The 9,606-nt window shown below is 58.3% G+C and carries 8 protein-coding genes and 1 rRNA gene; 1 reads left to right on the top strand and 8 read right to left on the bottom strand.

The features are described from left to right. Positions 1–555 (bottom strand): GTP-binding protein (locus VIL80_RS02060; protein ID WP_332034500.1); only part of this gene is annotated, 555 nt, incomplete at its 3' end. 142 nt (positions 556–697) lie between these two features. On the opposite strand from VIL80_RS02060, the gene VIL80_RS02065 reads away from it, so the two are divergent. Beyond that, the gene (locus VIL80_RS02065; protein WP_332034501.1) at positions 698–2,473 is read left to right on the top strand and encodes an aminopeptidase P family protein; all 1,776 of its coding nucleotides are present in this window, start codon (positions 698–700) and stop codon (positions 2,471–2,473) included. 60 nt (positions 2,474–2,533) lie between these two features. Here the strand turns inward: VIL80_RS02065 and VIL80_RS02070 are convergent, their stop codons facing one another. The 7 genes from VIL80_RS02070 to rrf form a co-directional block, all read right to left on the bottom strand. Continuing rightward, positions 2,534–3,622 carry an alpha/beta fold hydrolase gene (locus VIL80_RS02070; RefSeq protein ID WP_332034502.1) on the bottom strand — a complete coding sequence of 363 codons (1,089 nt, stop codon included), beginning with the start codon at positions 3,620–3,622 and terminating at the stop codon, positions 2,534–2,536. Positions 3,623–3,650: 28 nt separating this feature from the next. Next, the gene (locus VIL80_RS02075) at positions 3,651–5,024 is read right to left on the bottom strand and encodes an MATE family efflux transporter (protein ID WP_332034503.1); all 1,374 of its coding nucleotides are present in this window, start codon (positions 5,022–5,024) and stop codon (positions 3,651–3,653) included. 71 nt (positions 5,025–5,095) lie between these two features. Further along, positions 5,096–5,587: a ribosomal protein S18-alanine N-acetyltransferase gene (gene rimI, locus VIL80_RS02080; protein ID WP_332034504.1), complete on the bottom strand. Its 492-nt coding sequence runs from the start codon at positions 5,585–5,587 to the stop codon at positions 5,096–5,098. Between the two features lie 41 nt (positions 5,588–5,628). Then, positions 5,629–6,411, bottom strand: coding sequence for a hypothetical protein (locus VIL80_RS02085; RefSeq protein WP_332034505.1), 783 nt, complete (start codon positions 6,409–6,411; stop codon positions 5,629–5,631). Positions 6,412–6,431: 20 nt separating this feature from the next. Continuing rightward, on the bottom strand, positions 6,432–7,967 hold the full coding sequence (locus VIL80_RS02090; protein ID WP_332034506.1) for a 2-isopropylmalate synthase: 1,536 nt from the start codon (positions 7,965–7,967) through the stop codon (positions 6,432–6,434). Positions 7,968–8,521: 554 nt separating this feature from the next. Further along, positions 8,522–9,001, bottom strand: a complete 480-nt coding sequence (locus tag VIL80_RS02095; protein WP_332034507.1) for a glutathione peroxidase — start codon at positions 8,999–9,001, stop codon at positions 8,522–8,524. 463 nt (positions 9,002–9,464) lie between these two features. Then, positions 9,465–9,580: ribosomal RNA gene (rrf, locus tag VIL80_RS02100) — 5S ribosomal RNA — on the bottom strand. Between the last annotated feature and the right edge of the window lie 26 nt (positions 9,581–9,606).

Genomic DNA, 9,606 nt, shown 5'->3' on the forward strand with positions numbered 1-9,606 from the left:
GTAGAGGTTGTACACACCCTTGAAGTTCTTGCCCGAGCCCAGCGGCCAGTTGATCGGCGCCGCCTTGATATTCAGCACTTGCTCGATCTCGTCCATCACCTCGATGGGATCGCGGATATCCCGGTCCAGCTTGTTGATAAATGACAGGATCGGTGTGGTACGCAGGCGACACACGTTCATCAGCTTGATGGTGCGATCCTCGACACCCTTGGCACCGTCGATCACCATCAACGCGGAATCCACCGCGGTGAGTACGCGGTAGGTATCTTCGGAGAAGTCCTCGTGTCCCGGGGTATCCAGCAGGTTTACCACACGCCCCTTGTAGGGGAACTGCATGACAGACGAGGTCACGGAAATACCGCGCTCCTGCTCCATCGCCATCCAGTCGGAACGGGCGTGCGGCCCCTTTTTTCCCTTGACCGAGCCCGCCAGCTGAATGGCATTTCCGAACAGCAGCAACTTTTCGGTCACCGTGGTTTTACCGGCGTCCGGGTGGGAGATGATGGCAAAGGTACGGCGGCCATTGATGCCCGCCAGGGAGGAGGATTGACCCATAATGCAAAAATACGGCTGGATAAAAAACAGGCGCGCATTATACACGTCGGCACACGGCTCTGGGGCCTGTTAGACTGCAAAATCTGTCAAGAAACTCTGTATAGAAACCCCGTGGCATCATCCACGATTCAAGAGGTGAATAATGAGTCAGGAACGTCTCGAGGCACTCCGGCAAGCGCTGGCTGAGCAACAGGTACAGGGATTCCTGATCCCGCGCGGTGATGAATACCAGAACGAATATGTACCTGGTTCCGACGAGCGTCTCGCCTGGCTTACGGGCTTTACCGGCTCCGCCGGCCTCGCCGCCACCGCCGGCGAGCGCAGTGCCCTGTTCGTGGACGGCCGCTACACCTTGCAGGCCGCACAGCAGATCGGCAGCCAGCCCATCGAACAGCAGAGCCTCACCCCTGCGGATATCGCCAACTGGCTGTGCGAAGCGCTGCGGGAAGGCGATACCCTCGGCTACGATCCGCGCCTGCACACCGAGCCCGGGCTGGCGCCGCTGAAAAAGCGCCTCGATGAGTGCGGTATTGACCTACGCGCACTCGACGCCAACCCCATCGACAGCATTTGGGAAAACCGCCCCGCTACCCCGAGTGGTGCCGCGCGCCCGCACCCACTGACCTTTACCGGCGAGGAGTCCACCAGCAAGCGCCAGCGCATCGCCGATCTGCTCGCAGCAAAGAAACAGGACGCGCTGTGGCTCGCCAATCCGGAAGTCTGCGCCTGGTTGTTCAATATTCGCGGCAGCGACATTCCCCATCTGCCGGTCGCGCTGTCCATGGGATTCCTGTACCGGGATGGCAGTGCCACCCTGTATCTGGCGGAGAGCGCCACCAGTGACGCCCTCCGCCAGCACCTCGGCCGGGATGTGGAAATCGTCCGCGATAAGCCGTCCCTGTTTGTTGCCGCGGAACGCCAGCATGTACAGAAAGTGTGGACCGATCCACTGCTCACCAACTGCTGGACCCTGCACGAGCTGCGCAACCGGGAGATGCAAATTCTGCTGGAGCGCGACCCGATAACCCTCGCCAAGGCACTCAAGAATACCGTGGAACTGGAAGGCAGCCGCGCGGCGCACATCCGCGACGGTGCGGCCCTGTGTGAATTTCTCGCGGAGCTGCCGGGCGCGGTGGGTAGCGAGCATTTTGGTGAACTGGAAGCGGTGGAATTACTGCGCAGCAAGCGCGAACAGCGCGAGGGGTTTACCGACGACAGCTTTGATTCCATCTCAGGTTATCGCGGCAACGGCGCCATTGTGCACTACCGCGTGAGCCCGGAATCCAGTCTGACGATGCGCGCCGAGGGCATCTACCTGATCGACTCCGGCGGCCAGTACCCGGACGGCACTACCGATGTCACCCGCACCGTGGCGCTGGGCGAGTTTCCGGAACAGGCAAAAGGGCATTTCACCAGGGTGCTGAAAGGCCATATCGCCCTCGCCACCCTGCGCTTCCCAAAAGGTACCTGCGGCGAGCAGATCGACGCTTTCGCGCGCAAGTCCCTGTGGGATGTGGGGCTGGATTACGCCCACGGCACCGGCCATGGTGTGGGTAGTTTTCTGAGCGTGCACGAGGGGCCACAGCGCATTGGCAAGGCCACCACCAACGTGGCGCTGGAGCCGGGCATGATCGTTTCCAACGAGCCGGGCTTCTATCTCACCGATGAGTACGGCATCCGCATCGAAAATCTGATCTACGTCATCGAGAGCCAGAACTACCCCGGTTTTTTGGAATTTAAAGCGCTGACCCTGGTGCCCATCGAGCGCCAGCTGATTGACCCGGCACTGCTTAGCGACAGCGAGCTGGAATGGTTGAATGATTACCACACGGAGGTGCGGGAGACCCTGTCGCCGCTGGTGAATGAACAGACCAGGGCCTGGCTGGTTGCGGCTACAGCACCGCTGGCGAGAGCCTGATCGCCACAGTGCCGGTTCGGGCGCTTTCCGTTCAAGGACGGCGCCCGAATCACATGCTTGTTACAGGGGGGCACTCCCAATAGACGTGCCAGTCTCCGCCGGTCCCATCTCATCCTCGGGAATATCCAGACCAGACTGACTGCGGCTTGCCTCCCAGAAAGGCAGCATCGCCGCCAATACCCGACGACTGACTTCCGGTTCCAGCGCGTGGCCCATGCCGGCAATCGCCACAAACTGCGCGCCGGGAATCTTGTCTGCGGTATCGCGACCGTGATCCGGGGGCAACAGCGGATCGCTTTCGCCGTGAATGACCAGCGCCGGTACATCAATGCTCGCGAGCAGTGGTGAGCGGTCGCCACTGGCGAGAATTGCCTGGAACTGTCGCACGGTGCCCGGTCCGTAGCTGCCGCGATTCAGCACTCGCGTCGCCAGCTGTCGGGCATAGCCCTCGGAAAAATAATCCGGCGAGCCAATAGTACGCGCGATGGTCACCCGATTGGTCAACTCCTCTTCGCGGCCAATATCTGATTTCGCCCCCAGCGCCAGTGCGGAAATCGCCTCCGCCTTGGATTCGGTAAGGCGCGGCGCACCGGAACTGGACATGATTGAAGTGAGCGTGAGTACCCGCTGTGGATATTCCGCCGTGAGTACCTGTGCAATCATGCCCCCCATGGAGGCACCGACAATATGCGCGTAGCGGATGTTAAGTGCATCCAGCACCCCTACCGCATCTGCGGCCATATCTTGCAGGCGGTAGGCGGGTTCCGGGGTAAAACCGACTTTCGCCCGCACCAGCGTCCACCACACCGGCGGTGCCGGCAGACCGTAAAATTTTTGCGACAGCCCGGCATCACGATTATCGAGCAACACGACGCGGTAACCGCTATCCAGCAGCCCCTGTACCAGGATGTCACCCCAGTGCAGCATCTGCGCGCCGAGCCCCATGATGAGGAGCACCGGCTCGCCATCCCGCGGCCCCATATCCTGATAGGCGATAGCGGTCTCGTTGACCGTGGTGAAATGGATCGGATAGCGGTCAAACGGGCTCTCCGTCGTACTCGCAATCTCCGCGCGTAGCGCTACACCAGCGAGCGACACCCAGCCAAGCACCATCCACCAAGTGATTCGCCGCACAACAGAAATCAGCATACAAAGTCCCCACCGCGTGAATTTGAAATTATTTCGCCAGCGCGTTTTGCAGCTGTGCCTCACGTGTTCCCAGGTAGCGACGCAGCCACCACCATGCCATGGTGCCAATCGCCAGATTGGAAATCACGGTCGCCACAAACAGCCCCTGTATTCCCCAGTAGTAATTGCCGATCCAGGCGAGCGGCAGATACAGCCCGAGTACGCGCAGGAATGATATGAAGGTACCGGGCAGTGGGTGGCCAAGACCATTGAACGCCGCATTCGCAGACATTACAAAGCCATAACCGGCGTAACTGATTGGCACCAGGCTCAAGTAGGCCACAGCGACCGCCAGTACCTGCGGGGAGTCACTAAAGAGTGACGCCACCTTACCGCCGACCAGCCATAACACCAGCGCAAGGCCGATACCAAAGAAAATACTGAAGCGCGCGAGCACCGACACCGTCTCGATTAGCCGATCGTGCCGGTTTGCACCCGCGTTCTGCCCCATGAAAGGACCGACCACGGAAGACAGCGCATAAAACACGATCAGCGCCACCGGCTCGATGCGCAAAGCCACACCGAGTCCCGCCACCGCATCCGCACCGTGGCTGGCCACCAGTGCCACAACCACGCCGCCGGACATGGGAATGATCACATTGGTGGCAATCGCCGGCAGCCCCACCGCAAGCAGCGCCCGCCAGGACGCTTTCAGTTCCGGCCAGTGTCTGCTCGGCATACCCAGAATCTGCTCCCGCCGCACCAGTACATGGAGTGCGATGGCAAAGCTCAAGCCACGGGCGATCACGGTAGCCAGCGCCGCCCCCTGAAGTTCGAGCCGAGGAAAGCCATAAAGGCCAAATATCAGCAGCGGATCGAGGATCAGGTTGAACAGTGCCACCGCCATCAGAATCCGTCCGGTAATGGCGCTGTTGCCAATGGCCCGCAGCGCCGAAAGCGCGACCATGGGTACCACCGCGAATACGGCTCCCAGATACCAGGGCACCATGTATTCCGCGATCAGCGGCAACAACCGCTCTTGTGCACCCAGCAGCCGAAACAGAGGCTCGATGGTAAGCAACCCCAGCGCACTGACGGCGACAGCGATGACAAACGCCAACAGTGTGGCGTTACTGACCAGCCGTTTCACCTCCAGCATGTCGCCGGCACCATAAGCCCGCGCCACCGCCGAAGACGTCCCGGCACCAAGCCCGATGGCGAGCGCATTGATCACCATCACAACAGGAAAGGTAAAACTCATTGCCGCCAGCGGCCCGTCGCCCAATTGAGCGACAAAGTAGGTATCCACCACATTGAACGACATGGTGGCGAGAATGCCCCATACCATGGGCAGGGCCAAACGACGCAAATGGGCCGCAACCGGACCTTCAAGCAGGGAGGGCAGGGTTCGTTGGGATGACATGGAGATACCGGAATACTAATCAGGCGGGGGACAATACAGCGTCACGACGAACTGACCATCCAAATTGGCGATTACAATATCAGACTCATCAGCAGTGCGTCTTCCCTACTGCCATCCGCCTTGGGGTAATAATTCTTGCGGCGACCGTCTTCGGAAAAGCCCAGCTTGTGGTACAGCGCGCGACCGGCGCGGTTGGAGGCGCGCACTTCCAGCAGCACCCGCGCCACATCTTCCGGCAGAGAGGAAAAAATCTGCTGTAAAAGACTGGCGCCGACACCGCGACGCCGCCACTCCGGCGCCACCGCGACATCCAGAACTTCCACTTCATCGAACAACCGGCTGACTACACAGCAGGCGGCAATCGCACCCGTATCGGTACGAAAAATCCAGCAGTCGTGCCCGGACTCCAGACTGTCGCGATACTGTCCAGCACTCCAGGGATGACTGTGGGCACTGCGCGCCAGTAACGCCAGTGCCTCGCAATCGGGGGACGCCGCTTTATCCAGCGTCAGCCCGGTAATCATATCGGTAATGGGAAGATGCCCAGAAGGAGAGGTATTCACCGCGCAATATCCAATTTCGGCCAGGGCCCGGCAGGCGAGCCTCAGCGACGGGTCTGCTCGGGGTAGAGTTTTCGAAGCAATAGCCACACATCGCGCTTGCGCGGAGGCTCTCTTAGCATTTCGGAAAGACTGGGCAAGGCCACCAGTTGCACCCCATTCCAGTCCGCGACGCCATCCTCAAGAGTAGCCGGCGCGCAGAAATCACGTGCCTGTGGCCCCATCAGCCAGATGGACTTCACCGGCCTGCGTGCGACCGCTGCTTCCAGCCAGCTAGTGCAGGTATCGCGGGCATCCGCAGCGCCTGCAGCGGCGGCAAACGGGTTTTCCGCCAGCGGCCACTTTAGCTTGTCGCGCCCGGTAGCCAGCTGGTGCCACCCCAGTGCGCGGACAATATTGCCAAATAGCGCCTCCACCGGCAGTGCGCTGCCGGGTTCGCGGCTGTCGACCGCCAGCAACTCGTCGCCCAGCCACCAGCAGCTCAGCACGAACGGGTTAATCTGCTGTGGAGGTGCAACGGGTTCCAGCTCCACCTCCACACGGGGCGCACGGATCTCGGTGGAGATGCTGCCGATGACCCTGGTGATTTCCGGCGCGGAATGCGGCCGTCCACGTTCAGCGGATGGGACTGGTTCGGTCACTGGCGTCGAGGTTGCCGCACCGACCGCGGCCATTACCGCCGCCACCGGTGGAACCTCCGCAGCCTCCGCAATGGCGGGCGGCAGCTCCGCCTGAGTCGGTTCCGGGGCCAGGGACAGACAGAATCGCGGCATATAGCTGGTTACACCCAGTGCCGTTAGGTATTCCGTCCGCTGCAGTTCGTTCACATCTGGCCCCGTTTATCCGATCAAACGCCTTTCGGCTTGCTGCTTTTGCTGGCGAGCAAGTTTAAAGCATCCAGATACGCTTTTGCGGATGCGACCAGAATATCTGTATCCGCACCCACACCATTCACCAGTTTACCGTCGCGCTCAAGACGCACAGTGACACTGCCCTGGGAGTCAGTCCCCTGGGTCACAGCATTCACCGAGTAGAGCTTCAGGTCCGCATTGCTACCTACCACAGATTCGATCGCTTTGAACGTGGCGTCGACCGGACCACTGCCTTCTGCACTGCAACTGGTGTTTTCACCATCGATTACCAGCTCAAGCCGGGCCTGTGGATTGGTGCCGCTTTTGCTGCGCACTTCGAGATCCACCAGCTGGTAGTGTTCCACCGGATCGGCAGCCCCGGAAATCAGGGACTGCAGATCTTCGTCAAATATCTCGTGCTTCTTATCGGCGAGATCCTTGAAACGCTGGAACAGTACATTGAATTCAGCCGGGTCGGCAAAGGTTACGCCGAGTTCTTCGTAGCGCGCCTTTACTGCCGCGCGTCCGGAGTGCTTGCCCAGCACCAGGCGGTTCTGTCCCCAGCCCACATCTTCCGCACGCATGATTTCATAGGTTTCGCGGTGCTTGAGTACCCCGTCCTGGTGAATACCGGACTCGTGTGCAAAGGCATTGGCCCCCACAATCGCCTTGTTTGGCTGTACCGGAAAGCCGGTAATGGAGGACACCAGCCGCGAAGTGGGCACAATAAGGGTGGTATCAATTCCGGTTTCTACCGGGTAGATATCCTGGCGGGTACGTACCGCCATTACGATCTCCTCGAGAGAGGCGTTACCTGCACGTTCGCCAAGGCCATTGATCGTGCACTCCACCTGGCGCACACCATTCATCACCGCGGAAAGGGAGTTGGCAACAGCAAGGCCCAGATCGTTGTGACAGTGGGTGGAGAAAATCGCCAGATCTGAATTGGGCACGTTCTCGATTACCCGCTTAAACATAGCGCCGTACTCGCCCGGCTCGCCGTAACCCACCGTGTCGGGAATATTGATCGTGCCAGCACCTGCCTTGATCACAGCCTCGATAATGCGGTACATGAATTCGGGCTCGGAACGGCTGCCGTCCTCCAGAGAAAATTCCACATTGTCGGTAAACTGACGAGCAGTCTTAACCGCTTCCACTGCCTGCCGCAGTACATCTTCCGGCTCCATCTGAAGCTTGTACTTCATGTGGATAGGGGACGTGGCGATAAAGGTATGAATCCTTGCGGAATTGGCCTTTTTCAGCGCTTCACCGGCGCGAATAATATCTGGCCCTACGGCCCGTGCCAGGCTACATACCGTGGAGTCTTTCACCGTCTCCGCCACAGCTTGTACGGCTTCGAAATCGCCTTGGCTGGCGATGGCAAAGCCGGCCTCAATCACATCCACCTTCATCCGCTCGAGCATGCTCGCGATACGGACTTTTTCTTCCTTGGTCATGGAAGCGCCAGGGCTCTGTTCACCATCGCGCAAGGTGGTATCAAAAATGACTAATTTATCTTTTTTAGTGTTCATTTGGACTCTTCTCCTAGTCTGGCCCGAGGCTAAACAGCAGGGCTGCCGCTGTCTACGCACTGCTCTAATTAAGTACGGAATTCTGTCGAGAGGTACGGGAATAAAATTATCTGCCGCGATTCGGCAGTCGTAGCAGGCCAGCTAGTAGCGGGGAGGCAGCAGAATACACGGCGGCAAGAGAAGATCCGGCGCTGAGGCAAATAGTTGAATGTTGGAGGCCTATTGGGCGAAAGACGGTTCGCCTTCCGACCGGCACCATCGAATCGACTGGGATAGTGAGAAACATGGCTTTAGCTTCAATGTTCTGGTTGATTGAATTCAATTACGTCGAAGCCCTTTTGAGGCTCCCGCAACAACCCAAATGCCTTACCCGGGTGTCACGAGCCAAGACTATAAGCCCGCAGCAGCATTCCCTCAATACCCATCCTATTTAGAGCATGTAATCGACGAATATTTGCAACACCATAACCAGAAAAGCCAAATATTTAAAAAATCATCTCGATTAGAACAGGTTCACGGTGAGGCGATGTGGCCCCCGTGAACCCTCAATTGACTCAAAGCAGTTTTTCGATATCGGATGTCAGCGCCTCAGGCTTGTCTTTTGGCGCATAACGCCCGACCACCTGCCCCTCCCGGTTGACGAGAAATTTGGTGAAGTTCCACTTGATACCCTCAGTGCCGAAAATTCCTGGAGCCTCCTTTTTCAGCGAGGTAAACAGGGGGTGGGCATTCCCACCATTTACCTCCACTTTGGAATACACCGGAAAGCTGACTCCGTAATTGATTGCACAGAACTCCTGAATTTCGCTATCGCTCCCCGGCTCCTGCTGACCAAATTGATTGCAGGGAAAACCGAGTACCACTAGCCCCTGCTCACGGTATTCGCGATACAGGTCTTCCAGCCCTTGGTACTGGGGAGTAAATCCACATTTGCTCGCCGTATTTACGATCAGCAACACCTTGCCTTTGTGTTCTTCCAGTGTGGTCTGTTTGCCATCACTGGTTTGGAAAGGAATAGAGTAGAGGTCGGTCATTTGAAGATCTCTTGTGTCAGGAAGAGCCCAACGCTACTGGTGTCCGGTTCGAATGGCAAATCCGTATGCCACGGGTAGCTGTTATTTCCCGGCACTGAAGCCGGCTGCTTCAGGTTTCGGGGATTTAATGTGGATTGTTTTTGTTGGGGTTTTTTGTGTTATACACAGCCCTCTTACTCACAGAAACACTGGACAGAGCTGGGGATAAGTTTGGGATATGGGGGCTGAGGCCCGTGGTTGCTGGGGTTGGAGAGGCGTTTAAAAAAGCGTCGGTGGGTAATTTCGCGGTGGCCGGATGGTTGTGAAGCTTAGCGAGGGAGTAAAGCGGGTGTTTTGATTCGGGGGTAACGCGCTTCGTTAGAGCCATCCGATGTACCGGCGGCCGCTGCATCGGGCAGGTAAAAAGCAAAAGCACATAAAGAAAAAGGCCGTACAGTTTCCTGTACGGCCTTTTGGATTAGAAGCCTGACGATGACCTACTCTCACATGGGGAAGCCCCACACTACCATCGGCGATGTTGCGTTTCACTTCTGAGTTCGGCAAGGGATCAGGTGGTTCCACAACTCTATTGTCGTCAGGCAAACTGGCTTGGGTTGGTGTTGGTC

It is taken from the genome of Microbulbifer sp. (genome assembly GCF_036563125.1).
Classification (GTDB): Bacteria; Pseudomonadota; Gammaproteobacteria; order Pseudomonadales; family Cellvibrionaceae; genus Microbulbifer.